This is a genomic window from Wolbachia endosymbiont (group A) of Acrocera orbiculus (genome assembly GCF_947250015.1).
In the GTDB taxonomy this organism is placed as follows: Bacteria; Pseudomonadota; Alphaproteobacteria; order Rickettsiales; family Anaplasmataceae; genus Wolbachia; species Wolbachia pipientis.
This window is the reverse complement of the sequence record NZ_OX366272.1, coordinates 1,133,397-1,159,190: the sequence shown is the minus strand read 5'-3', so window position 1 is coordinate 1,159,190 and position 25,794 is coordinate 1,133,397. Positions and strand designations below refer to the sequence as shown.

Below are 25,794 nucleotides of genomic sequence, written 5' to 3'. Positions count from 1 at the left end.
AGTAAGCTAAAAGGGAACTTATTACTCAACAAAACAAGACTTAAAATTTTGTGCAATGTTATTGATTATAGCTAGATATGCATCTTTTCCAGGCTCTATGTCTGATCCAATAGGATCAAGAACTACCATTTTTGCGTCATTAGAAAGAGCATTAGGCTTTATGCTGTCTTCCTGTGAATGAGCAAATATACATTTAACGTTTTCTTCCTTCATTATCTTTTTTAGCTTCATTAAACTCCTCATACCTATGTAAGAATCCTCTTCTATGGAAAGAATGGCGCTTGGGTGATTTAAACCAAAATATTTTTCAAAATATTGATAAGCATCGTGAGTGACGATATATTTTTGATTTTTAAAATCATTCAGTTCTTTCATGATTTCTTTTACTTCTTGGTCTATTTTTTTTATAGCTTTTGTTGCATTAGAGTTGTATCGATGGGAATTTTCTTTATCTATGTTAGACAATGTTGCACTTACAGAAAGTATCATGCTCTTTGCATTTTCGGGACTCAGCCAAATGTGTAAATCTTTTTCATCTTTAATGTGAGTAATTTTTCTAGAAAATGAATGTGGCCGAGTAGGAAGTAGGTTGATTGCCTTTGACAATTGCACTAGTTCTTTATTATTTTTGGCGAAAGTTTGAACAAACGTCTCTAAGTTATCGTCAACATAAAATATAACGTCACTTGATTCTAAATTACTCGCATCAGATGGCTTTAATATATAATTATGCGCAGATGTTGCATAGCCAAGCAATTCCGGTTCTAAAATCCCTTCTGTAATAGAAGCTACAAGTGAGTGGATAGGTTTGATTGTAGCTACAACTTTTAAATTGGATGAAAAGGCGATATTATAGTATAGTGTAAATGAAAGTAATAGAAAAAAAGTCAGTAAATGTCTCATATAAACGTTGAGAAGAAGTTAAATTTTGTCAATAAATTGAATAATGTCAATAATCGTGTTCTAAAAATAGAAAATCTTGCTCTCACATATGATGGTAAAAGAATCCTTGACAATATCAATATGTTCATGGAAAGAGGAGACATAATTACAATACTTGGTCCAAATGGTGGAGGTAAAACCTCTTTAGTGAAAGCAATTGCTGGCATAAATAAAAGCTGTACCGGTAATATCGTATTTGCTGACAACATAAAAATTGGCTATATGCCGCAAAATTTTAGTATTAGTAATTTGATGCCAATAACAGTTGAATATTTCCTTTTAAATAGCTCCTTGAAAAGACTAAAGAAAAATCAATCCATTATTACAGAAACGATAGAGTTGGTTGGTATCGGTAACATTTTGAAGAATCAAGTGTTAGAAATTTCTGCAGGGCAAACACAATTATTGCTACTTGCACGTTGTTTAATTGCAGAGCCTGACTTGATCATTCTAGATGAACCAGTTAGTGCAATGGATATTAACGCGCGGGCTAAATTTTATGATATTATAAATAAAATAGCAAAAAAACGATTGGTATCGATTCTTATGACTTCTCATGATCTTAACTCTGCTCTACCATCCTCAGATTACATAATTTGTATAAATAATACTATCTATTGCCAAGGCAAGCCTGATGAGATTATGAAAAATAGAACCCTAAATGAAATATTTAGCAGTTACACAGCGAAATGATTCAAAATATTTTGCGTCTTCTGCACATAACTAAGGTGCTGACGCGTTACAATATATTACCTTATTTACTTCCACCATCAAAAAAATCAATAAATAAAATACAAGGCCACAAGCTAAAGTGTGCTCTTGAAAAATTAGGTCCGGTGTTCATTAAGTTTGGGCAGTCTATCTCATCACGTACTGATGTTTTAAATGAAGATATAACAAATAACTTGTTATTGATATGTGATAGATTGCCATCATTTTCACATAAAATAGCAGTTAAAACTATAGAAAGTGAGTTTAATTGTAAATTGAGCGACATTTTTTCAAGCTTTTCTGAAAAGCCAATTGCAGCAGCATCGATTTCTCAGGTGCATAGAGCGGTTACAACTGAGGGTAAGGAAGTTGCTGTGAAGGTTTTAAGGCCAAATATTGAGAAAACATTCTCAAGAGATATAAAAATGCTTTCTTGGCTTGCAGAAATTGCAGAAAAATTTAGCGAACAATCAAAAAGGCTGAGGCCAATTGAATTAGTTAAAACTTTTGCTGAAATTTGCCGATTAGAGTTAGATCTACGTTTTGAAGCTGCTCACTCTTCGGAACTAAAGAAAAACACAAAAAATGACAGAGGTTTTTATGTACCTGAAATAGATTGGAATAGAACTGCAAAAAAGGTTTTAACATTAGAATGGATAGAAGCAACGCCAATATACGAAGTTGAAAAACTGAATAATCATAAGCAAATAGCTATCAATCTTATAGAATCGTTTTGTAATCAGGTATACAGGGATTGTTTTTTTCATGCTGATATGCATCCTGGAAATCTAATGGTTGATAGTAATAACAATATTATTGCTCTGGATTGTGGAATCATGGGTAGAATAGATCGTGAGACATGCTATTACGTTATAGAGATACTCAAAGGCTTTTTAAATCGGGATTATGATCACGTTGCAAAAATGCACTTTAAAGCTGGTTACGTTTCATCACAGCATAGAAATTTTGTCACAGCTTGCAGGGCAATAGGTGAACCCATTATTGGGCAGCCTATACAGAAGATTTCATTTGCTAGTTTACTTGCTCAGCTATTAAAAATAACTGGTGATTTTGATATGAAAGTTCAAACACAATTGTTATTGCTGCAGAAAACTATGATTTTACTGGAAGGGACATGTAGAAAGATCTACCCAGAAATCAATATGTGGAAAGTAGTTGAAGCGTGGATAAGCAGTCAACATGAAAGTAAAATAGGGTATAGGGAAAAAATTAGAAGTTCTTATCCTGTAAAAACAATCCAAGGGATATTTAGCCTTATAGAAAAATTAAACCTAATAGCTGATAAAAAATTAGAAAACATCCAAATTAAAAATAAATCAAATGGAAAAGTCTATTTTTTATTGTGGTTTGTAATTATAATTCTAATCGTTAAACTTTTAATTTCTTAAACTATGGGAAAAAACTGCGTCAAATCCAATTTTTATTCAACTTAATTTTTAATCTGCAGGAGCCGAGTTGAGAATGTCCAATTTTCCACTTTCTTTATGTATCTGTTCAGCAGAGTGGCAAAATAAGGTAGACGAGAAAAGACAACTATAGGAACAAATGGGTGTCATGCCAGTGCGTGACACTGGCCTCTTGTTTCAATGTTAAACAAAATACCATAGAATTCAAAAAGACAATTCCTAGAAAATTTCTACATCTAAAAAAGGCATAAGTTATGTTAATGCTGTTTGAATGAGATGATATAAAGATAAGCCAAATTTTTACAAAGAAAACATTTCAAGCAGCAAGACACCTTTGATTGAAAGAGAGCACCAAATTTATGGGGTGAGTAACTGTGCTATTTCAACTATAGTATTTTCTAAAACGAATGATAAACGTCTAAAATGGTATTACCAACTAAAAGGTGTAAGTCTGTACATTGATGCATTAGAGGTCTGAGGCAACTTTTGATGGTGTGCCAACAATGCTCTATCGGATTTAGATCAGGTGAATATGTTGGAAGATAAAGCAAATGACAGCCAAAAGACTCTATTAATGACTTTGTTTTGGGAGTTTTATGGAATGTAGCATTATCCATAACTATGGTTGTATCACGCTGTAATTGTGGAAGTAATCTTCGCTCTAACCATACATTAAATATATCTTTATTACACCCTCCTGTGAAGGTCATTGGTGCAATAAACTTCTCATCCACCTATTATACTCACTCTTTCCCGCTTTTTTCCTGGAACATCAGCATATATTTTTTCTCCTCTTGGAGCTCGTGCATATTCTCGGTATAGTCTATTATCAACTCCTGCTTCATCTATATATAAAATGCTACAGTGGTCTATTTTTGAGACTTTATCGATAAATTGCTGCCTATCTTCTTGATTGCGCTCTTGATAGAATGTGACTTTTTTTAAAGGTTATTTTTAGCTGTCTTAATCTATACCAAATTGCACTTATCCCAAAGCCAAGGTTTTGTTTCATTTCTGCTAGTGTGTGATCTGGGTGTTTTTTGACATATTCTTTGAGTATTTCTGGATCTATTTTTCGAATAAAACCAGTACTTTTTACCGCTTTGAGACCTTGGCCAGTAGCTTTCTTTTTTAGCCATCTATATAGTGTTGCTATCCCTATCTCAAAAACCTCTGCAACTTCAACCTTTGACTTTCCTTTTTCTACCAAAGACACTGCTTTTTCCCTTAAATCTACACTATATACCATTGCTTTCCCTACTTTAAAAAAACATATTATACCTTTATCATTCGCTTTTGAAAATACTATAGTTAGCGGAATGACGGTTTTTCAAATTGTCGGTAAATCTAATTCAGTTTAGCTATAATTTCCTAAATTTGCTCACAATCTCTTGACTTGACACATATGTTTTTTTCCCAAATGTTACTATCTTCCTCCTTTTCCTTTCTCAATTTGTGCAACCATTTCCTTTACATTTGCATGCGTGAGAAGGGAATTTTTGCTGACATGAGATTTTGGATCAGATTTTGCTGTTACGTGTTTCGTTGCAGATCTTTTATTCTCTGTTAGAAATGAATGAGATTGTTTTTTCTTCACACCGATATCCGCTTGTGCTGCTGGAGTGGTTTTGCTTTCAGCAAGCTGTACATTAGCATTTCCTTTTGCTTGATTTTGCTCAAATTTTTCTTTTAATGCCTTTACTTTACTGCCCATCTCGCGATTAGCTCCTCCTTTCATAGTAGCTGCTGCTACTTTTGGTATCGCCTTACCAGCAGCTTTTTGTGCTGATTTCCTATTGTCTTGATTTTCAGATTTTAGTGGTACTCTTTCAGCTGATTTTTTAAGAATTACTCCTACTACTTTTGGCTCTGTGCTTACTTTTTGATTAGCACGGCTTAGATTTTTAGGCTTTGGCGGTACTGCAGGTTTATCTTTGATTACCACTTTCGATTCTTGTCTAACTTCTTGACCAGTAGTAAACATTTTTTTTGGCACTTGCGGTGGTTTTGGTGGTACGAGGGATTGAGGTTGTTGTTTCTGCTTACGTTCTCTTTTTGCTTCTATATGTTCTTTAGAAACTGTTGCATAAATTGGCTCTTCTTTGGGCGATTTTGAACTCTGCGAATTTTCTATTAAAATTTTACTCTTCTTCTCTTGATAATTTGATATCTCTTTGTATACAGACTCTTCATTTAATGAACTTTCATAGCCTAAATCTTCTCTCTGCTCATATAAAGGATTTTCCTTTTGCTTTTTCTCTTGATAATTTGATATGTCTTCATATTCAGACCCCTGATCTAATGAACTTTCATAGCCTGAATCCTCAGAAGGATTTTCCTTAGCATCAGGCATACTAAAACTATTAGCTCCTTTTAGTAAAGAAGATGTAGACTTTGCCTTGCTTTCTCCATCTGAGGATATTTCTGATTTAAAGCGTACCTTCCTCAAATCTGGAGCAGCCGGAGGTGCTGTTGTTGGTCGCTTTATTTGCCTCATGCGATTACCACCTAATTTTTCTTTCGGCTGTTCTTCTTTTCGCAGCTCAAAAGTACTTTCCTTTTGCTTTCTACCTTCCAAACTCACTTCGTGCGATCTATCTTTTCCTTGACTCTTTTCACTTTGTTCTAAATTTAAAGAATCTTTTAAAATATTATTTTTTCTGAAATCTTTTTCTAATTGTTCCAAGAGATCAATTTTTTTTAAAATTCTTGTATACTTAGCTGCTGTTTCTAAAGTGAAACTTGACAACTCATCATTTACAAAATTACTTATACTACTGTTCTTGGTTGGAAAATTTTTTCCCAAAATTCTATTCATTAATGTTTTAAAAAGACCTAATGGCTGTTCTACATAATTGTTCAAGTCAGTATATATAACAAACTCAGCTATACCTTTTGCCTCACCTGTAAAACCTTCTAATGCATGAGATAAATCCCTTAACGTTTTGTTATATTGTTTCTCTGCATTTCCTAGCTTTACAGCTTTGATCAGAGAATCGAGATTTTTTTTATAGTTCTCACTTTTAAATGGATTATTCATACTAATTACAGCTCATTATTTATTAAAATATAGATCTAAAATATTAAGATCTAGTAAATGTTACTTTTGTAATTCATGTAGAACTATAGCTATAATAAGTAAGATTTCCCTACGTCATACCGCCGCGGTATCTCCAGATCCCGCTAACAACTTACTATTACCCACAAATATGAGGTTTGTGAGCAAGTCGCCATCCTTCTGCTAAATCAAAGAGACGTTTATATCCTTTCCAAAGAGTAATTGGTCCTGGTTTTGGGTCATTTTTTCTTGCTAAATGACCTCCAAGTTCACGAAACGGCTTCTTTTATAGTAGGGGCTATATTTGGACATGGTTTCCTGTGTATTTTAACATATAAAACTTTCCATTCTTCCTCAGCTAATAAGGCAGTACATGGTAATGTTGGGTTAGTTCTTGCAATTGATGTAATAAAGAAAATTCTCCAAGCAATAATGCTCATGACTGTTAAATACCTCATTAATCTTTCTGCTATTCCAAGCCTACATTCTTCAACTTTGAGACCGGATTTAAAATTTTATGTAATATCTCTATTTTCCATCTAAGGCAATTGTAAGTTAAAAACGTGATATAAAAGAGATAAGAGAGAAAGATAACCCTGCTCACTAGGAATAGCGGGCGTGCGCGACCGAAAGGAAATTGGTATTACAACCGTTGGTATCAAGGTACGCTAGCCCTATCCCTCGATACGTTTGAATAGTTGCTTGGGACATATATATGCACCCGTTTACAATCTTAAATTAACTAAAACTATCGAGGTTTATTATGGTTACATCTTATCAAAATTTTATTGGCATTGACATGGAAAATTTAAAAATGTCGTTGCAATTCACAAACAGAAGAATGCTGTCGAATTTGATAATAATGCTTCTGGTTGGCAACAATTATTTCAAGAGTTTTCAGATATTCTACCTAATGCTTTAGTGACTTTAGAAAATACAGGGAAATATGAGCTTGGCTTATCACATTTTCTTACCGACAAAAATATTGCCGTGCATCGAGCTAATACTCGTAAAGTAAAAAGCTTTATTTTATCTCACGGAACTTTAGCAAAGTCTAGATGCAAGAGCTCTTGCTCAATATGGATTTGAATGCCATAGAACTATCTCTCTATTTGTACCTACCTCTACAGAACAATCAACTTTGGCTGCACTTTGTCAACGTCGTGATGATATTACGCAAATGAGAACTCAAGAAAAATGCAGACTTGAAGCACCGGAAAATGATCATATAAAAGAAAGCTGTCAAAAGACCATTGAGTTTTTCGATAGTCAAATAAACGAACTCAATGATACTATACAAAAGATTATTGATGAAAGCCGCGAATTACAACAACGCCAAAAAATTCTTAAAACAGTTCCTGGAATAGGTAAAAAGTTATCACAAGATTTTTTGTGTTTAATGCCAGAGCTTGGTTACTTAAATAGAAAAGAAGTAGCAAGTCTTGCCGGAGTTGCACCGCATCCAAAAGAAAGTGGTAAAGCTGTTGGTTACCGAAGGATTACAGGTGGTAGAAGTAACGTTCGTTCAAAGCTCTTTACAGCCGCTATGGCTGCTACAAGGTCAAAATCTATACTTGGCGCCTTTTATTCTAAGCTTGTTGAAAGTGGTAAGAAGAAGATGGTGGCTATAACAGCCCTAATGCGTAAAATTATAGTAATTGCTAATACAAGACTTAAAGAAGCAATTAATTTGCATACTTAAAAATCTTCACAACGGTAACTGAAATTGGCTAATGAATATGTGCGTCCACACAGACTTAAAGCACATATTCATTAGCTTAAGCAGAAATTGCTGTGGTAGCTGTTTGATATAAAATTCTATTTCTATGACAAACGGGTTTTTATTGCCCATATAATTTGCAAAATTACACAAATAAAAAAATTTTTAAAAAACATAGTTGATACCAACTAATTTTTTCAACAGCTTCATCGAAAGTATTAACTGAAAGATTCGTTAATAGCATCCATTCTAGCGGTTTTTTTTAAGGGAAGGGGAGTTTTCTCAACAACATAAACTGCATAAAGTGGTAATTTAGGTAGTTCTTCCGTCTTATGCCTAATATTATTCTTAGATGGATTCATCATAAACTTTCCAAATCTAACTTCCAAACGTGCTGTTCTTTTTGGCTTATTATCTTTTACAGGAACTTCAACTTCTACCGTACCTGCACAATGAGAGGATTTAATAAATGCCCATAACTTCTGCTCACCTTTTTCAGGATATCGAGATTTTCTATTTACTGCTCTATCTCTGCATGCTCTAACTAGCACTGCCGAATTAAGACTATGTGCAAGCTCAAAAAAGTCATATATATCTGCTTCTCTATCGCATACAGTTATAGTCTCAGTTTGAGTTGGATCAATAATATTATTTGTTTTTCTTAAAGTTTCCAACCACTTTACGCTTTCTTTATCTTCAATGCGATCGCTCTTTTTTTTAAGGTTCTCAGTTTCTTCAGGTCTTGAATAAACTTTTTGATCTAGTATCCCTAGTACCAAACCTTCTATACTAACGGCAAGAGCTGTATGCATTATAATACCTTTTGCAGTATCATAACTGGACAAATTTGCTAATCCGCTTGTTTTTTTATGGTTATTATATACAATGTAACTGGTATCTTGAATGACAAGAACCCTCTTGTGAGCTTTTGTTCTCTCAACTGTTTTATCAATGTGTGAAGCTAGAATATCGACTTCTTTTACGTTCTCATTTTAAAAAAAACGATATGCTGCTTTTGCTTCTGACCAACTTTCACATGCTTGATTAATCTAACTTTCAGGTAATTTTGTCAAACATATCAGCAATCTTTACTAATCGCTCAGTTAACCTTTTATCTCCAAATTCATTTTTAGCCCATTCATTACTCTCGTTTGCCATTTTTATACCCTCAATATTTGCAAACTCTAATATTGTAATACTTTATTTATAAGTACATTTATATTTGTGGGTAATAGTAAGATAAATAATAGTGCAAATTTTTCTATGATATGCGGTAGTGGTGTATATGTAAGATCAATTGCTCGTGATCTTGGAATTGCATTAAATTGTTTTGGACACATTACAAAATTAAGAAGAACTATGGTAGGTGACTTTAGAGAAAATGAATCAGTGACAATTGAGCAACTTACTAAAAAAAACACAACAACTTACTCTCCGATGTCATCCCAGTGCGTGACACTGGAATGGCTTTGTTGCATCGCTCTTCGGATAGTAGGTAACGTACAATAAATTCATGAAGCTATCTCAAACTTAGCCATGCCTATTTCAGTAAATTTGTTAAGCAAATAACACTTGAGTAGCAGTTCCTTCTCACGATTAATCTCAGATTTGCTCCTAAAACTAAACCCAAATATTCGCTTCAACCTTGAGAAAAATCCTTCAATATACGATCTTTTTCCGTAATTTACTTCTTCTTTCCATCTTTTTATACCATTCTCACCATGTAATTTCATTAACTGAATAGCGGCATTTCTATCAAGCATATAATCCAATTTTGGATGCTCTGCTGCGTTGTTTTTCGGAGGAATTTTCGTTTTTATACCATATTGATTACACAGCTTATAGAGCTTTTCTCTGTCATATGCCCTATCTGCATATAGTACTTTTATGACATACTGAAAATCGACTTCTTTTAGCAAATCACAAGCTCCATAGTGATCAGAGTAGACACCGTTACTGTATTTTACAGCTATGGCTTTTTTGCTGTTTGTATTCAACATTACATGCAATTTTCTTGTCTGTTCATAGCTGCGATACTTTCTATCTTCGCTATTTTCTTTGCTATGACCAGGAGTGTTGTTGTATATACTAATTCCTGTACTGTCTATAGTAATTTCGATATCTTCCATATTATTTTTATCAATTCTGCAATCATTGATCTTAATATTGAGTTTCTTAAACCTTCTTGATGATTGTGAATAGCTGATAACTTGCAAATTTTTCCCAATTTGCTCAAGGTATCCTGCTATAAACCCAACTGTTTGCCTCAGGCCTATTCTAAATAAACAAGTTATTATGTGCACCAAAATTACAACTTTATCGCTATAAATATTGTTGCCACCTGGTATTTTTGGACCATTCTCGTACCACTTTTCTATGGCTTCGTTGATATAATGAAAAATATTTCCTCTTTTTTCTAGAAATTTGTTATATTCGCTATGGTTACTGACCCTCATTTTTTGTGGCATATTTTTTCTTTCAAGGTTAAATGGCTATTTTATAATGAATTTTGTCAGTAGCCACCAGATTTTTTCAGTTGCTATGCAACAAAGCCCACTGGGATCCAGACTTTCCGTAAAAACGTTATATTTTAACATAACACTTATATGCTCACCAACTTAGTGCTAATCAAAATCCTGGATCCCAGTGTCTGGGCACTGAGATGACAAGAAAGGGAGCACTGGAATTTTTGTTTCAGCATTAGCCATGCATCTGAACAGATACAAATATTGCAATTAAAAGCATTAGACAGGTGGTAGAGGTCTTGGTATTATATAATCTTTAGGTTCTAAATTTGGAAGGGTGGCCGAGCGGCTGAAGGCGGCGGTTTGCTAAACCGTTATACGACCCAAAAGTCGTATCGAGGGTTCGAATCCCTCTCCTTCCGTATACTGTTTTTAGCACGGTTTAAATTCGCTATATTAGCATGTTTTTAGCCTATTTACCAGCGTACCTGATTTTGTTGCAATGGTTTTTATTTCCATTGTCACTGAGATCACTATTAAAAAGTTGGCTAGCATTGACTCAGTATTTATTATAGAATTGGTTATTAACTAAACAACTTTACTTGTATGTATAAAATACTAATTTTACTGTTGATAGTGTTGCCACTTAGGTTGCTTGCAACCGAGATTGAAATTGTTGCAGATGTAAATGGTGAACCAATTTCAAATTTAGATATCGAAAAACGCATCAACTTTATAAATTCATTGTTTGGCACTCAAAGTGTTAATCAAAAAGAAGCAAAGCCTCAAGTGCTTAGGGAGCTAATAGACGAAATTATCATTATCAATGAAGCACAGAGGCTGAATATAAAATTGAGCAACGAGGAGTTAGATAATGCTATTATGTTATTTTTAACCCAAAGTTTTAAACTTAAGGCTAATGAAGTTGATCAATACATAGAGAAGCATAATATAGATCTTGGTATTTTAAGAAAACAAATAAAATGTCAGTTACTGTGGAGCAAAATTATTGAAGTAAGAATTGTGCCATTTATTAATATAAGCGATAAAGAAGTAGATGATGTAAAAAGGCAAACAGAAAAGCCGGATTATCTTATCACGTTCCAAGAGTTTATAATTCCTGATCAAAAAGACAAGGACGTTTATGGTATAGCTGAAGATTTAGTAAAAAAATTACGCAACAGTAATAACCCAGAATCTCCAATAAAGATGCGTAAAGCAACAGTTAATTTAAGTCAGCTAAAAGGAAAACTCAAGAGCGTTTTAGAAGGATTAGAAACCAGCGACATAGCAGGTCCATTCAGTTTCAGTGAAGGTTACTCCGTTATAAAAGTAATAGATAAAGTACAACTTAATCATGCACTGCTGGAAAGCACTTTAAAATTAAAACAGATTGTGGTTGAAGGTTCAGAAAGTTTATTAGATAATCTCAAGGAGCAAAAGGTCAGTTGTTTAAATTTTGATAAATTGGCAGATAATTTTAAGCTGCCAAACGCAAAAGAATTTGAAATAAAAATGCGAGATTTAAATCCTGATTTACAGATTTTATTTAGTAAAACAAGTGTGAATGAAATAGTAGAATTGAGAGAAAATGGCACTGCAAAGTTGATGATGTTGTGTGATATCAAGAGTAATGTAGCGGGTATAGAAGCAATAAAACAGAAAATGTACCAACAAAAGATTATGATACAAAGCAACTTGTTATTAGATGATATGCGTAAAAATGCAGCTATCAGTTATCGGTATAGTTGAAGTCAGAGAGTGTTCTTGTCTTTGTGTATAGAACTATATAAATTACTTTGTTCTATAAAATTTCAAAAAATTTGAACAAATGCAGTTAAAATAGCACATGAAGAATATAATGCTAATTGGTGGTGGAGTTGGAAATGCAGTGTTATTTTCGATAGGGAAGGCATGTCTTGAAAATAATAACAAGGTTTTGTACTTTGCTGGCTATAAGAAGTTAAGTGATGTATTTAAACGAGCACTGATAGAGCGTGCATCAAATGCAGTAGTTTGGGCATGTGAAGAAGGATTGATAGAAACAAGCAGAGATCAAGATAAATCCTTTCATGGTAATATAGTTGATGCAATAGTCTCTTATCAACAAGGAAGATTAGGTATTAATTTGAACGTTATAGATAAAATTATCACTATTGGTTCTGACAAAATGATGAAAGCTGTGAATGAAGCTAGAAAAACAATTTTAAAGCCATATCTGAAATCAGGCCACATAGCGATATCATCAGTTAATTCTCCTATGCAGTGTATGATGAAAGAAATCTGCGCTCAGTGTGTGCAGCAACATATAAATGCGAAAACAGGAGAAAGGAGTTTTGTTTATAGTTGCAGTAATCAAGACCAGGATATGGGGTGTGTTGACTTTGACTTTTTAAGTGAGCGCTTGAAGCAAAATAGTTTACAAGAAAAACTTACTGCAAAATGGATAGATCATGTTCAAAGATATTAAACAGCACAAAAAGGAAATAAGAGAGCAATATAGAGCTATAAGAAAAGATATTGATGAAAGTTATTCCAGTTATGCGGCAAATTCCCTTATTAATCTCTTTAATCAGAACTTAAGCTACGTTAAAGGCAAAACAATAGCAGCTTACATTCCAATGGATGAGGAAATAGATGTTGTGCCTTTGATGCATAGTTTACTCGATTTAGATTATAAAGTAGCAATTCCTAATAAAAATAAGTTACTAAAATTTGAGGAATGGAACGAAACAAATGAAGATGTAATTCCCGACACAATCATTACTCCTGTTATTGCTTTTGATGATCATTTTAATAGATTAGGTTTTGGCGGTGGTTGGTATGATACAATGATAGAAAAACTGCGGCCACTTGGAAAAATATTTATAGGTGTAGCATATGAGAAACAATATTGTAAAGATTTACCTGTAGAAAAACATGATCAAAAATTGGATATTATAATCACTGAAATGTGTGTTAGGTGTAGAAGTGGATTGCTCAAAAAAGTGGATAAAAAAGAATAGATCTCTACCTTTCCTATTCCCTCCCTCTCCAAGCCATCAGAGGGTTTTGGTTTCTCCTGTACTCGCTTGTTCAGAACTTGGACTATCTAATTGAGGAACTGGTGACTTCATTTGGTTAACTTTATCATTAACCATTTTTTCTACCTCCTCTATTTTACCCTCACCAATGGCCATAATTTTAGATTGAAATTTCTCCATAAGTTCCTCAAGTGCTTCCTTATCACTTTCATAAGTACTAGTACCTTTTTCTCTAAGCTTTTTCATATCATCTTCTGAAAAATTTTGAATAGTTCCATTCTTTACTAACTCTTGTATAGCAGATCGCTGCCCTTCATTTTGAAGCATGCCTATGACCTTTGCTTTACTCTGGGCGTTTTTTATTTTTTCACCTTCTTCGGACATATTATAGCCTATAATCTCTAGAGCCAAACTGTTGTATAATTTACTAAAGTTATCTTTTTTTGGCCCAACCTCAGGCAATTTATCCCCTAAATTTTTAGATAAACTTTTCACTGCTTTTCCTGCATCAATCGCACCTTCTTTTATTTTTTCCCCTGCCTTTCCTATACCTATTCCTACATAACGTGCTCCAATAGCTACAAGCGCTATTAATGTAGCAAGCACAATAAGCGGAGAAAATGCTACTCCTAATACCATTCCAGCAGAAGCTATTCCTATTTTTTCATTTGCAGATGCTGATTTAAAATAATTGACTAGATTATCCAGCGGACCTTTATTATTATTTATAACATTACTTATTGCTTGCTGATTAACAGATTGTAGTGCTTCTTCTATTATCTTTGGCTCGATATCTTCAGACTTTGAATTTTCAAGTGCTTTTTCAATGAATTTTATAAATAATTCTTTGTTAACCTCCTTTTGCAAGCCTTGGTCATTAATCGCTAAACCTAAATCTTTGAGGTTCATCCCTTTAACTTGTTCTGATAGGGTTGTAAATAACTCTTTTTTCCCCTCTTGTGAGGATTGTGCAATACTTTCTATTATATCTGAAATAGCTTTTCTTAGTTCTGGATAGTCAGTGTCAAAAAACATACTATTGCTAGATTCCATATTCAGCTTCGTTGATTATAAATATGCCTAATTATACATACTAATCATTAATTATATTATAATTGATATAACATACCCCTTTCCAAATATAGAATTTGTATTAAAATATCTAGATTGTATGAAATCAAGGTACTTTATGGGTGAAAAAAAATTAAAAGCTGCTGTGGTTTTATCAGGGTGTGGTCACCTTGACGGTGCAGAGGTAAGAGAAGCGGTTTTAAGTTTGCTTGTGCTTGATCAGCAGGAAGTGGATGTTAAATGCTTTGCACCTGATATCAATATCACACAAGTTATGAATCATAGAACAAAAGAGGCAACAAAAGAAAAAAGGAATGTACTTGTGGAAGCAGCAAGAATCGCAAGAGGCGAAATATATGACTTAAAAGAAGCCAAAGCTGAAAATTTTGACATGCTAGTTGTACCTGGTGGATACGGGGTTGCGAAAAATTTATCTGACTTAGCTGAAAGTAAAGACATGGTGACAGTAATGCCTGAATTTGAAAGATTAGTTTCAGAATTTTTTGTTACAAAAAAGCCAATAGGAGCGATATGCATATCTCCAGCCATCATTGTTTCAATTTTAAGTAACAAGATAGGTAAAGAAGAAAGTAAGGTTAAGGTAACTATAGGAGATGACAGAGAACAGTTGATAGAAAGGCTTGGCGGCGAGCACATAAAATGCGATACAGAGTTATCAATAGAAGACGAAGAACATAATGTATTTTCCTGTTCTGCTTATATGCGTAGCGACGAAAGTACATACTCTGTATATCAAGGGATAAAGCATATGATTGACAGCATGGTAAAAAAGATTAACAAAAAAACTAAACAGCCATTCCTCTAAGATATAGTAATTTAGACTTCCTTACACAATTAACTGTTGAATTTTACATTCTTAGCTGTATTATAGCTAAAGTGCTCTAGGTTTACTGACTATAACGGTATGGCGTAGGGCTTTAGCTCTTTTTTTATAAACGTAAGGTGTTTTATATGTCAGACCTTTTCTATATTGAAACTACGTGTTGTGTGGACGGTCAGTGTGATGTCTATACAGGGGAAGTGAGTTTTAATGATGTCATGTTAGGCAAGTTCAGTCTAAATTCGTGCAGCGGGAAAGAAGCTATGATAAATCTAGACATTATTACATTCGATATTAATATCGCTATTGATGGTCAAAATGGAAAGACAATAAAAAAAGACCTTAAAGGTCTTGAATTTGTAACTAAAGATGATGGTTCTTGGTATATTAATAAGGATTTTGGTGATGATAAATTTGAAGTTGTAGTAAAGCAATCATAATTTTACATCTCAGGTGTAACATTTAGTATAGGCGCTATTCTATTTATAATGTTCTTTACTATAGGCGCAGCAATTATTCCCCCGGTATGGTGCATCCCTTGAGGCTCATCAATAGCAATTAGCACTATGTACCTTGGGTCAAGCATAGTTAGCACTCCTATAAATGATGCTATGTTTGCATCTTTGCTATATTTACCATCTACAACTTTTTCCGCCGATCCAGTTTTTCCTCCTATTGAATATGCCTTTATTTTTGCTTTTCTGCCAGTGCCATCTGTTACTGCTGCACGTAATAATTTTCTCATTTCCCTGGAAGTTCTTCTTGAGATAATTTGCTCTCCTATACTTCTTTTATTCAACATCAAGGTTGCGTTATGAAATATCCCATTGTTGATTAATGCTGCTGCAGTTTGTGCAAGATGTATAGGAGTTACAGCTATGCCATAACCATAAGATGCTGTTATTAAAGTGTTTTCACTCCATTTATCCGGGATTATCGGTGTGGATTTTTCTGGTATTTCTATTTTCAAAGGAGAAAATAGCTTCATAGCTTTAAAGTATTCTACCTGTTTTTCAATACCTAGTTTGACTGCAATTTTTGCTGCACCAATGTTGGATGATTTTACAAATATATCTTGCACAGTAATTTTTGGAATTTTAGATTTATGAAAATCCTGAATTTTATACTTTCCAATGGTGATTGGTGTTGATACGTCATATAAATCGCTAGTTTTTGTAGCGTTCGCATCAAGCGCTGCGGCTATTGTAAAGTATTTTAATACCGACCCCATCTCATATACCCCAAGACTGGCGCGATTAAACTTTTGTACGTCTTCTGCCTTATTCTGTAAGTTGGGATTAAAATCAGGTAGGCTGACCATCGAGATAACTTCACTATTTCTCACATTTAAAACAATTCCTACTCCGCCAAGTGCCTGATATCTGCTTACAGCTTTAGTTAGCTCTTCATGCACTATGCTTTGCACTCGTGTATCTAAGGATAGTATTATGGGCTTTTCTTGCTCATTATTTTTACTTATATATGCCTCAACTCCTGCAATACCGTTGCCATCTATGTCAGTGTAACCAAGCACGTGTGAAAATAAATTACTGTGAGGATATATACGCTTTATGTCGTCATAAAAATTTACTCCTGGTACACCAGCGTTTTTGATCGCTAGTAATTCTTTTGGAGTCAAGTGCCGCTTTATCCAAGCAAATTTCTTTTCTGAAGTAAGTACTCTATATAAGTTCTTGTATTCGAGGTCATGCAAAGTAGAACACAGTTGTGCTGCTATACTTTCCGGATTCTTTACTTTGGTTGCATCTATATATAGTGATGTTGTGGGCACATTCGTTGCTATTACCACTCCATTTCTATCTAAAATATCGGGTTGTTTATGTACTATATTATCTTTTCTAAAATTTTCTGAAGTAGTAAGTTGATCAAATGTTAAAGAGAATATGCGAAAAATAATTATTATATAAAATATAAATAATGGTACTATAAAACACAGTGAGCGGAGCTTATTTTTAAGTAATGCTTGCATATTTACTTGATTTGACAAAAATGGAAATCATCTTAGCTGAACCACGAGGTTTTTGTGCCGGGGTAAAAAGAGCTGTGGACATATTAGCTATTACTTTAGAAAAATACAAAAACGAGCGCCAAGTTTATGTGCTACACGAAATTGTTCACAATAAATATATAGTAGAGGACTTTAAGAAACAAGGAGTGGTTTTTGTAAGCAGTATCGAGGAAATTGAAGATAATGAAGGAATACTGATCTTCAGCGCGCACGGAGTATCAAAAAATATAGAAGATGAGGCAAAAAGAAAGGGTATTCAAGTGATTGATGCAACATGTCCTTTAGTCAACAAAGTGCATAAAGAAGCAAAAAGGTATGAAAACAGTGGTAAAGAATTAATTCTCATTGGGCATGAAAACCATCCAGAAGTTAAGGGAATTAGGGGAAGAGTAAACAATCCTATCACTTTAGTGCAAACTTTGCAGGATGTATATGATTTAAAGGTTAAAGATCCAGATAATTTGTCTTATGTTACACAAACTACGTTAAGCATCGACGATACCCGTGACATTATTGCTGCCTTGAAATCAAGGTTTCCAGGCATAACAGGTTCAGATTTAAAGGACATATGCTATGCAACGCAAAACAGACAAAATGCTGTTAAAAAGCTAGCTGAAATTGTAGACATGGTATTAGTTGTAGGAAGTAAAAATAGCTCAAATTCAAACCGCTTATTAGATCTGTGCACTGCCAGAGGAAAAAGAGCCTACTTGATTGATAATTACAGCTGTGTGAATAAAAGCTGGTTTCAGGGCGTAGAAAAGATAGGAATCACTGCAGGTGCTTCCGCTCCTGACATATTGGTTGATGAATTAATGGACTACCTAAAAGTAAACCTGAGTGTAAAAATTTCAGTTATGCCAGGTGGTATTATTGAAAGTGTTCAGTTTAAAATACCGAATCTGGTTTAAAACACAACTTATCTACTAAGCTTCTCTTGAAATCACACAAACCAGCATCTATAGCTAAGACGTCACACCGCGATTCATTAGACTTCTTGCATAACCATATAACAAACTTTTATTGGGAATAGAAACGAAAAAACTTACTTGACACCCTTCGCCAGCGCCCTTATCATGATAGTGAAGCTATTGTATTTGCTTTCGCCAATCTGCAGATTAAAAGGTAAGGATTACTTAATGTATCGGCGTCTTATGTTCAATTTTTTGCAGTATATAGATACTGTATGTCTTTACAAAACTTCATCTACATCTAGATTTTTATCTAAATAAGCTGAACGCGCTTATAAAGCGTTACAAGACATCAAAAAATGCCAATACTCGACAGAGATAGTAAAAGACTAGCTAACTCGGGGATTCTTTGTCTTTTTTTCTGCTTAGTAAATTTCTTAAACATTTGCAGCGTAAGTTAGTTGCAATTAAAAGCAGCTGAATTTCGCTTGTCAAGCGTTTAAAACATAAAAAACGCCAATATTTTAAAGCGGATAATAACCCCAGGGCTTCTTTTGCCTTTTTTTTCGTTTGGTAAATTTCTTAAATATTTACGGCTAATATGAAGCTAAGTACGAACTTTGTTAAACACAACAAATGGTGTCATTCCAGTCTGGAATCCAGGAAAAAGAATGGTGTCATCCCAGTGCCCAAACACTGGGATCCAGTTTTCTTTACAAATTCACCAAAAGTGTTTCATTCTATAACATAAAACCCATACTCACCAAATCCAATGCATTACTTGCAATTAAGTTTCCTGGATCCCAGTGTCTGGGCACTGGGATAACAAAGGAGGACGTTATTCCAGTGCCAAGCACTGACCATTTCTGGTCTCTTAAATTGCAACTAATCTAAGTATTAAAAAATTTACCAAGCGAAAAAAAAGCCCGATGGTTGGCTAGTTACTTACATTATACTTTCAAGTATGGCGTTTTTTTATTCTAAACGCTTAATAACCGTGACTCAGCCGCTTTTAAGCCGCAACTAATCTAAATTATAAACGTTAAGAAATTTACTAAACGAAAAAAAAGGCAAAGAAACCCTAGGGTAGCTAATTATTCACTATCCATTTTTTAAGTTGGCGTTTTTTGATGTTTTAAATAGCGTATTTCAGCTTGTGTAGCTAGAAATTTGATAAAGACATGAGGTGCACATAGTGCAAAAAATTAAGCATGATTTACGCCAAATACATTAAGTTTTTTTGTCATTAATCCACTGCAGAGATTGCGAAGATAAATAAATAGCTTCAGTTTCATGATAAAGGGGCTGGCGAAGGGTGTCAAGGAAGTTTTTCGTTTCATCCAATGCGCTGCCAAAAGTTTGTTATGCAAGAGATCCCATAAATTGGGTGTCATAATAACTACACCCACATTAATTTTGGTGTACGTGACCTTGAAAGATCGTGATTCAATACTTAAATTATTAGGGTAGTAGGCAAATAATGGAGCTCAAAATGCATAATGTACAAGAAACTGAAAATTTAAAATTTGACGCTGAGGTAGGGAAAGTACTGAATATAGTGATTCATTCACTTTACACCAATAAAGACATTTTTCTGCGTGAATTAATATCAAATGCATCAGATGCATGTGATAAGTTGCGCTATGAATCTCAACTAAACCCTAATTTGCTAGATTTGAGTGACGAATTAAAAATCACTATCAGCTCCAATAAAGATAAGAACGAGCTATATATCACTGATAATGGCATTGGAATGAATAGACAGGATTTAATAGACAATCTTGGTACAATTGCAAGCTCTGGTACGCAAAAGTTCTTGGATGCGATTAAGAATAGCAAGGATTCAAGCCAAACTGTGGAGCTGATTGGGAAGTTTGGTGTTGGTTTTTACTCAAGCTTTATGGTTGCATCAGAAGTAATAGTAGAATCGAGAAAAGCTGGAGAAGAGGAGTCTTGGATCTGGCAATCCAAAGGAGATGGGGAATATTCAATCAGCAAGTCAGATAATCAAGTCCCTCGCGGAACCAAAATTACGCTCATTATGCATCCTGAAGAAAACGAGTTTTTAGATAAATTTCGTGTTGAAAATATTGTCACTACTTACTCTGATCACATAAATTTTCCTGTTGAATTTATAGACGAAGAAGGAAAAAGTGAAAAGTTAAACAGTAAGGCTGCAATTTGGACTAAGCCAAAAAATGACGTTACTCAAGAGGAGCACAACGATTTTTTCCGCAGTGTTGCTCACGTTGGCGGGGAGCCCTGGATGATATTGCATAATAAAAATGAAGGTGCAATAGAATATACAAATTTGCTTTATGTTCCTTCTATAAAACCTTTTGATTTATTCCATCCAGATAGACGTTGCTCTGTGAAGTTATATGTAAATAAAGTATTTATCACTGAAGATAACGTACAGATTATACCACAATACTTGCGTTTTCTGAAAGGCGTGGTTGATTCACCGGACTTGCCTCTTAATATCAGCAGAGAAACGCTGCAGAATAATCGTGTTGTTGAGCAGATCAGAAAATCTCTCACTAAGCGTGTGATATCAGAGCTAGGTAAAAAAGCAAAAGAGAATTTAGAGGAATATACAAAATTCTGGACCAATTTTGGTGCAGTTTTAAAGGAAGGTCTTTGTGAAGCTATGCCAACTGATGAGAGAGAAGCACTACTCTCAATTTGCAGATTTCATAGTACTGTTGATGAGAAATTAGTCAGCATTGATGACTATATAAGCAGAATGAAGCCTGAGCAGGAACATATCTATTATCTCACCGGAAATAGCCTCGATTCAGTGAAAAACAGTCCACAACTTGAGGGGTTCGTCAGTAAAGGGCTGGAGGTTCTTCTGTTCGTTGATCCAGTGGATGATTTCTGGACTAGTGTAATTCATGAATATAAAGATCAAAAGTTTAAGTCTGTGACTCGCGCTGATGTTGATTTGGAACAATTCTCTTCAGAAGAAGATAAGAAAAATGAAGAAAACAAATCGAATGAAGAAAAAACTGAGGAAACTATATTGCAATATTTTACCACAGTGCTTGGAGATTCAGTAAAAAGCGTAAAAATTTCCAAAAAATTGACTGATAGTCCCGTATGCCTAGCGGTTGATGAAGGTGCTATGGATCTTCGCATGGAGCGTTTTTTGCGTGAACAAAAGCAGCTAAATTACCGCACGCCAAAGGTGCTTGAAATTAACACTAAGCATCCTGTAATAAAGAGTATAATGAAATCTTATGCTGAAAGTGGTGAAAACCCAACATTGGAGGACATGGTTCACTTATTGTTTTACCAAGCTTGCATCGTGGAAGGCGAAGAGATGGATGACGCGAGCAGCTTTGCTAAGAGACTGAATAATTTGCTTGGCAAGATTTCTGTTTAATGCTATACTTAGCTTAGCTGCTAGTTAAGAGGTAAAACATGTTTGGTTCCAATTTTAGAGACTTTGTATCACAAGATACAACTTCACAGGGCCAATCAAATTCTGAAAGATTAATCAAAAGTTGGCATGGTTTTGAAAAACCAGATTCTGAAGATTCAGGTATTGAAGAAGAGTTTGAAGTTTTAGATAGCGAAAGTCAAGAGATACCAGCTACTCCATCTAGCACACCCCCTGAAGATCTAAGTTTAGAGAATGCAATACTTACAAACTTTCCTGATGGTTGTGATAGGTCGTTTACTGTAGAGTTAAAAGATGAAGATTCATATGGTATCATTCCTAAAAACTTAACTTTTGCTGAGATTATAAATATCTTAAATCAAGCTATACAAGAAGATAATTGTGAAGAATTAGACAAGGTTGTACAAAATATTGAAGATTATGAAGGCAGGTCTATTACGCTGGATAATGAAAATCTCAAAGATTTCTGTTCAAATCAACTTAATTTGGAGTTACAAAACGGAAGCAACCATCAACATATATATTCAAATGTACTATCACAATATAAATTTGATCAAGAGGGTTTCAAGTATGATTATTCAGTAAAAGAATTGGTACTATTGGCAATTGCAGCTAATGACAAGCTAGTAGAGCAATATCAGGATTTTCTTTTTGCTGAAGGAAATTTAAGTCTTTTACCTCTCCTTGTTGGTGGTCAAAAATATATTGAAGCTTTTATAGAAAAATTCCATGGTACCGATGGAGTTTATGGAAGATTAAAAGATCAAACTATACAACTTGTCGAACCTAATAAGATTGGTTTTTTCTCAGTTATAGCATTAAGAAAAGAGCAAGAATTATTAAATGCAGTTTTTGTCGAATACGTTTTAAGAGATTTTGGACAGGTGTTAAAAACAAGTAATCCTGATTCTTTGTATGGTGTGCTTGAAACAGCGTCTCTGATCAAAAATGAAGAATTCATCACGATAGTGCTGGGTGCATTTGAAAGATATATTAATAAGCTAACTAAAAAAGCCTCAACAGAAGAGTTATTAAAAAAGAGTTTTGTTACTTTATTAGAAACTGCGATAAGCCAGGAACACACATCTGTCATTGAATACCTGTGCAAACGATACACTAATAGTGCAGATCATGCCATTTACGATGTATATGAACAAGCATTTGCGGATGATAAAGTTATTACAATACTAGGGCAACAAATCCTGAAAAACATAGGAGCTCGTGGCAGAAAAGAAATTTATAATTTAATTCTGAAAACTGCATTGGATGCTGGTAATATTGCATTTATCGAGCACTTGTGTGAAAAATGTGCTAAATGCAGCAATGATGTTATCGGCTATCTCAATCAAAAATTTAAAAATAACGAATTTGATAACATACACGAATCAATCCTCATTGCATTGTCTAATGTTGAATACACAAACACAGACGTTATAGTCGAGGTGCTTTTTTACACTAAAGAAATCCATCAAAACGTATCACATAATGAGCAAGTGATTAGGCCGGTCATACAGAATATACTGAAAAATGCAACACACTACTCAATAGGCCAAGAAGATTACTCCTTAGTCAAGGAAGTATGTTACTTATACACAGAAGAGGGTGCAATTAACGTAATTTTTCAAGAGGAGTGTAAGATTTTTAAATCTAGCATAGAAAAGCGCATAGAAGATCTGGAAAAGGAAAACAAATTATTGCAATCTGAAGCTTTACGTGAATATAACAGCCGTCTTCCAGGTATTGTAAATGGATTAGTTCAGACTGCTTGCATAGTGTATGATGAATACACTAAAGATCCAAAAGACAATAAACGTCAAAAGAATATTGATCTAATATTCAGTTTAATGCAAATTAGAAATATTCTGCAATTTTCTATTGATGTGCAAAAATATTCCTGCCATGAACGTCAAGATTTGTGGGATGAAATGTGCCAAACTCCTGGAACTTTTATAATACGAAAAAGAAGTAATAACGTTGCAGATGAATTAGAAATTCCAGTTATAACAAGTGACATTCTATCAGAAAATCCAGGACTTGAAAGTGCTGGCAGTAAGCAGACAGAAAAAAATATTGTGGACAGAGGAAAAAATATTATGAACAATGAAGAGGCTTCAATAGAGGAAGCTATAGGTAATAATTATGAGGAGGGTGAAATGGGTAAAAATAGTGCTAAAAAACGTAAAGAGAGCATAAAACGATCTAAAGAAGAAAAAAAGAAAAATGAACAAGAAAAAGAAGTGCAATTTAGAGAACTATATGTTGGTAAAAATGATGGCTCGAAGGTAATCACTGAAGTTGATAGTAGTAAGAGGAAACAAGCTCCTGTCCAACCTGCTGAACATGTACCAGAAGAAAGTGCAAAACTTAAGGCACAGCCTTCTAATACTCAAGAGCAACAAGGTGATCAACAAGATTCACCACCACTTTCACCACAGAGTTCTGCGAGTGGTAATGTTGAAGGTACAAAAGCCTCTGCTAATGCAGCGCCAGTGCCAACGCCGAATCCGATATTAACATCAATACCAGACCAAGTGCCAACATCAGTGCCTCCAGTAACTAATAAAAGCTCTGGACAAGCGGATAATGTTCAAATCAATGGCAAGCAGTCTACTAATCCAAGCAATACTGTACCACCTGTTCAACCAACTACACCTGAAACACCTAATGCTTCTTCAAGTGAGAATAAAATCTCTGAACAAAAAGATGGTACTCAAACTAGCACCAGGCAGCAAGAAGTGTTTCCTTTTTATCCTTATATGCAGAACGGTCATGTGCTTCCAAGTGGAAGTCTTAACCCTATTACCGAAATGGGAAATACACAGAATTTGCAATCTGCAGTTTTAAGTAGTCAACAGCTTGCTTTCCGCAATGTCATTGAAATTTTCAACAAGCATGGTAGAGAGGGTTTTACTTCGCTTAAGCTTGTGGTACAGGAGTTTCTTCGCAATGGAATATCAAAAATCCAACTTCCTACCTCTAATGGTTACATTACCCTTAATTTGAATACGATCAACAAAGCAGGTTCAGAAGGATTGCAAAATATAGTAAAAGTACTTACAGATTCGTATGAGAATGGTGCACTTAATGATAGAACTCGCAATGCTATTGAGACACATGATGATATTGACGATTATAGGCTATTTTCAGAGAAAGATCCAACTCTAACACCTACGCCAGTGCCAACGCCGAACCTAACACCAACACCGAATCCAATTCCAATACCTACGCCGGCGCCAACACCACAACCAACACCGGCACTGAAGCCAACACTAATACCTTCAGTAGCTAACAACAAATCTGAGCAGGTGAATAATGTTCAAAGTAATGGTAGACAGTCTGATAATCAAAACAATAAAGATATACAAGATGTTAGCGCTACTATAAGTGATCAGGTAACTCCTGTGAGTAGTGATACTGAAAACAATAAAGTGGAAAAAAGTGGTGTGAGTTTACAAAGCAGCGGCTATGTGGACAATAGCACAGTATTATCCTTTGTGGATAGAGAGCATGTTATTCATGTTGATGCGCAGGTTTCAGGGGATGTGAGTTGTCTGGTTGAAACTACTAGTGAAGATACTGATGAAGTTGCAAGTAATCAAAATGGTGTACTTTTGCTGGAAGCTCAACCTATGGTACAGAGTTATGATTCAAGTGAAAAAGGTAATACTAATTTGCAAAGTGCAGGTGATAGTAGTGTAGGTGTAGTGTCAAAGAATGGTAGTGATCAACTACCTGCCGATAATCTAGAGCAGAATAGCAAAGGGGTGGATGATAGTAGTGTATCTGTGCAGTTTATAGGTATGGTGATAAGTCAATCTAATAGTGCTTCCACTATAACTCTGGATGATCACAAGCCTCTCATGAAAGATATAGAAAATGATAATGATCCAAGTGAAGAAGATAATGATTCTCCACAGAATATCAAAAAAAGCACATTGTCTACTATAGTTGTTTCAACACTAGTCGTGGCTGCAGTAGCTTCGATAGCTATCTTTGTTTACTTAGAAATGTTAGCAGTGGGGATAGCAGTTGGAGCTTGTTGTCTGGTTGCCGCTGCAATTATATACTACTGTACACCTAAAAGCCAAGTTGAAAACAACGAGGTTGAAAAATCTTTCAACACGGGGAAAGTACCTACTGCCGTACATGTATAATAAATATAGTAGTTTACCATTTAATAATTTATTATA

18 protein-coding genes, 1 tRNA gene and 4 pseudogenes are annotated in these 25,794 nt (G+C 34.5%); 14 read left to right on the top strand and 9 right to left on the bottom strand.

Annotated elements, in window-relative coordinates; translation table 11 throughout:
* Positions 1–21 precede the first annotated feature (21 nt).
* Positions 22–903, bottom strand: coding sequence for a zinc ABC transporter substrate-binding protein (locus tag OOL03_RS05750; protein ID WP_012673303.1), 882 nt, complete (start codon positions 901–903; stop codon positions 22–24).
* On the opposite strand from OOL03_RS05750, the gene OOL03_RS05745 reads away from it, so the two are divergent.
* Together OOL03_RS05745 and ubiB are read left to right on the top strand one after the other, a co-directional pair.
* Positions 895–1,635: a metal ABC transporter ATP-binding protein gene (locus OOL03_RS05745; RefSeq protein ID WP_182319579.1), complete on the top strand. Its 741-nt coding sequence runs from the start codon at positions 895–897 to the stop codon at positions 1,633–1,635. The two genes, OOL03_RS05750 and OOL03_RS05745, sit on opposite strands and share 9 nt — an antisense overlap.
* Entirely contained in the window at positions 1,632–3,062 is a 1,431-nt protein-coding gene (gene ubiB / locus OOL03_RS05740) for a 2-polyprenylphenol 6-hydroxylase (protein WP_264707261.1), read from the top strand. The genes OOL03_RS05745 and ubiB overlap by 4 nt, the downstream gene beginning before the upstream one ends.
* Before the next feature lie 416 nt (positions 3,063–3,478).
* Here the strand turns inward: ubiB and OOL03_RS07035 are convergent, their stop codons facing one another.
* The 4 genes and pseudogenes from OOL03_RS07035 to OOL03_RS05725 form a co-directional block, all read right to left on the bottom strand.
* On the bottom strand, positions 3,479–3,790 hold the full coding sequence (locus tag OOL03_RS07035) for a transposase (protein ID WP_022626381.1): 312 nt from the start codon (positions 3,788–3,790) through the stop codon (positions 3,479–3,481).
* Positions 3,791–3,981: 191 nt separating this feature from the next.
* Entirely contained in the window at positions 3,982–4,329 is a 348-nt protein-coding gene (locus tag OOL03_RS05735) for an IS630 transposase-related protein (protein ID WP_022626382.1), read from the bottom strand.
* 177 nt (positions 4,330–4,506) lie between these two features.
* Positions 4,507–6,120: a hypothetical protein gene (locus tag OOL03_RS05730; RefSeq protein WP_264707260.1), complete on the bottom strand. Its 1,614-nt coding sequence runs from the start codon at positions 6,118–6,120 to the stop codon at positions 4,507–4,509.
* Positions 6,121–6,277: 157 nt separating this feature from the next.
* A pseudogene (locus OOL03_RS05725) lies at positions 6,278–6,685 on the bottom strand (IS4 family transposase); the annotation flags it as partial.
* 216 nt (positions 6,686–6,901) lie between these two features.
* Here OOL03_RS05725 and OOL03_RS05720 point away from each other — a divergent pair.
* A pseudogene (locus OOL03_RS05720) lies at positions 6,902–7,840 on the top strand (IS110 family RNA-guided transposase).
* Between the two features lie 193 nt (positions 7,841–8,033).
* Here the strand turns inward: OOL03_RS05720 and OOL03_RS05715 are convergent.
* A pseudogene (locus tag OOL03_RS05715) lies at positions 8,034–9,016 on the bottom strand (IS4 family transposase); the annotation flags it as partial.
* Between the two features lie 81 nt (positions 9,017–9,097).
* Here OOL03_RS05715 and OOL03_RS05710 point away from each other — a divergent pair.
* Positions 9,098–9,322 (top strand): annotated as a pseudogene (locus OOL03_RS05710) (tRNA pseudouridine(55) synthase TruB); the annotation flags it as partial.
* 47 nt (positions 9,323–9,369) lie between these two features.
* On the opposite strand, the gene OOL03_RS05705 reads toward OOL03_RS05710, so the two are convergent.
* Complete coding sequence (locus OOL03_RS05705; protein WP_253303449.1) at positions 9,370–10,326, bottom strand: IS5 family transposase; 957 nt, start codon at positions 10,324–10,326, stop codon at positions 9,370–9,372.
* Between the two features lie 328 nt (positions 10,327–10,654).
* Between OOL03_RS05705 and OOL03_RS05700 the strand changes: the two genes are divergently transcribed.
* From OOL03_RS05700 to OOL03_RS05685, 4 genes are all read left to right on the top strand, one after another.
* Positions 10,655–10,745 (top strand) — tRNA-Ser (locus tag OOL03_RS05700).
* A gap of 184 nt (positions 10,746–10,929) precedes the next feature.
* Positions 10,930–12,075, top strand: coding sequence for a SurA N-terminal domain-containing protein (locus OOL03_RS05695; RefSeq protein ID WP_182309700.1), 1,146 nt, complete (start codon positions 10,930–10,932; stop codon positions 12,073–12,075).
* Between the two features lie 97 nt (positions 12,076–12,172).
* Entirely contained in the window at positions 12,173–12,793 is a 621-nt protein-coding gene (locus OOL03_RS05690; RefSeq protein ID WP_006279429.1) for a ferredoxin reductase domain-containing protein, read from the top strand.
* A complete protein-coding gene (locus OOL03_RS05685; protein ID WP_264707258.1) occupies positions 12,777–13,328 on the top strand; it encodes a 5-formyltetrahydrofolate cyclo-ligase in 552 nt (183 codons plus the stop codon). Before OOL03_RS05690 ends, OOL03_RS05685 begins: the two co-directional genes overlap by 17 nt.
* A 36-nt stretch (positions 13,329–13,364) precedes the next feature.
* Here OOL03_RS05685 and OOL03_RS05680 read toward each other — a convergent pair whose 3' ends face one another.
* Entirely contained in the window at positions 13,365–14,399 is a 1,035-nt protein-coding gene (locus tag OOL03_RS05680) for a hypothetical protein (RefSeq protein WP_264707257.1), read from the bottom strand.
* Positions 14,400–14,535: 136 nt separating this feature from the next.
* Here OOL03_RS05680 and elbB point away from each other — a divergent pair, with 136 nt between their 5' ends.
* Positions 14,536–15,243, top strand: coding sequence for an isoprenoid biosynthesis glyoxalase ElbB (gene elbB / locus OOL03_RS05675; RefSeq protein WP_264707255.1), 708 nt, complete (start codon positions 14,536–14,538; stop codon positions 15,241–15,243).
* A gap of 146 nt (positions 15,244–15,389) precedes the next feature.
* On the top strand, positions 15,390–15,698 hold the full coding sequence (locus tag OOL03_RS06860) for a hypothetical protein (RefSeq protein WP_010081942.1): 309 nt from the start codon (positions 15,390–15,392) through the stop codon (positions 15,696–15,698).
* Between the two features lie 2 nt (positions 15,699–15,700).
* Here the strand turns inward: OOL03_RS06860 and OOL03_RS05665 are convergent, their stop codons facing one another.
* Entirely contained in the window at positions 15,701–17,248 is a 1,548-nt protein-coding gene (locus tag OOL03_RS05665) for a peptidoglycan D,D-transpeptidase FtsI family protein (RefSeq protein WP_151807547.1), read from the bottom strand.
* A gap of 20 nt (positions 17,249–17,268) precedes the next feature.
* Between OOL03_RS05665 and ispH the strand changes: the two genes are divergently transcribed.
* From ispH to OOL03_RS05645, 4 genes are all read left to right on the top strand, one after another.
* Entirely contained in the window at positions 17,269–18,198 is a 930-nt protein-coding gene (gene ispH / locus OOL03_RS05660; protein ID WP_264707687.1) for a 4-hydroxy-3-methylbut-2-enyl diphosphate reductase, read from the top strand.
* Between the two features lie 636 nt (positions 18,199–18,834).
* Positions 18,835–19,092 (top strand): hypothetical protein, encoded by a 258-nt coding sequence (locus OOL03_RS07090; protein ID WP_065095159.1) that lies wholly within the window; start codon positions 18,835–18,837, stop codon positions 19,090–19,092.
* A 598-nt stretch (positions 19,093–19,690) separates the two neighbouring features.
* Complete coding sequence (htpG, locus tag OOL03_RS05650; protein ID WP_264707254.1) at positions 19,691–21,586, top strand: molecular chaperone HtpG; 1,896 nt, start codon at positions 19,691–19,693, stop codon at positions 21,584–21,586.
* A 38-nt stretch (positions 21,587–21,624) separates the two neighbouring features.
* Positions 21,625–25,758: a host RNA manipulator TomO gene (locus tag OOL03_RS05645; protein WP_264707253.1), complete on the top strand. Its 4,134-nt coding sequence runs from the start codon at positions 21,625–21,627 to the stop codon at positions 25,756–25,758.
* Positions 25,759–25,794 lie beyond the last annotated feature (36 nt).